The sequence below is a fragment of the Microcoleus sp. w2-18bC1 genome, assembly GCF_036700365.1.
In the GTDB taxonomy this organism is placed as follows: Bacteria; Cyanobacteriota; Cyanobacteriia; order Cyanobacteriales; family Microcoleaceae; genus Microcoleus.
Window position 1 is genome coordinate 1 of the sequence record NZ_JAUBOS010000171.1, and the last position, 1,079, is coordinate 1,079.

Here is a 1,079-nt window from a genome sequence, read left to right on the forward strand (position 1 = left end):
CCGCCTTCGCGGATGGCGAAGCGGAGCTTTTCTTCCATGGCGATCGGGGTGATCAGCTCGACGGTCAGCTCGGCGTTGTCGCCGGGCATGATCATCTCCACGCCTTCCTTCAGGTGCACGATGCCGGTCACGTCGGTGGTGCGGAAGTAGAACTGCGGACGGTAGTTGGTGAAGAACGGCGTGTGACGGCCGCCCTCTTCCTTGGTCAGGATGTAGGCCTCGGCCAGGAATTTGGTGTGCGGGGTGATCGAGCCCGGCTTGCACAGCACCTGGCCGCGCTCCACGTCCTCACGCTTGGTGCCGCGCAGCAGCACGCCCACGTTGTCGCCCGCCTGGCCCTGGTCCAGCAGCTTGCGGAACATCTCCACGCCCGTGCAGGTCGTCTTCTGCACCGGACGGATGCCGACGATCTCCACTTCCTCGCCGACCTTGATGATGCCGCGCTCGACGCGGCCGGTCACCACCGTGCCGCGGCCCGAGATCGAGAACACGTCCTCCACCGGCATCAGGAACGGCTGGTCCACCGGACGGTCCGGCTGCGGGATGTATTCGTCGACCGTCTTCATCAGCTCCAGCACGCGCTGTTCGCCGATCTCCGGGTTGACCCCGTCCGTCGCCGCCTTGGCCGAGCCCTTGGTGATCGGAATGTCGTCGCCCGGGAACTGGTACGAGCTCAGCAGCTCGCGCACCTCCATCTCGACCAGCTCCAGCAGCTCCTCGTCGTCGACCAGGTCGACCTTGTTCATGAACACCACCAGCGCCGGAACGCCGACCTGACGCGCCAGCAGGATGTGCTCGCGGGTCTGCGGCATCGGGCCGTCCGCCGCCGAAACCACCAGGATCGCGCCGTCCATCTGCGCCGCGCCCGTGATCATGTTCTTCACATAGTCGGCGTGGCCCGGGCAGTCGACGTGGGCGTAGTGACGGTTCTCCGTCTCATACTCCACGTGCGCCGTGTTGATCGTGATCCCGCGCGCCTTCTCCTCCGGCGCCGCGTCGATGTCCTCATACTTCTTCGCCGTCGCGCCGCCCGTCTTCGCCAGCGTCATCGTGATCGCCGCCGTCAGCGTCGTCTTGCC

At 66.3% G+C, this 1,079-nt stretch carries 1 protein-coding gene; it reads right to left on the bottom strand.

Annotated elements, in window-relative coordinates; genetic code table 11:
• A partial coding sequence (tuf, locus tag QT979_RS28900) for an elongation factor Tu (RefSeq protein WP_333312395.1) occupies positions 1 to 1,079 on the bottom strand: 1,079 nt, incomplete at both ends.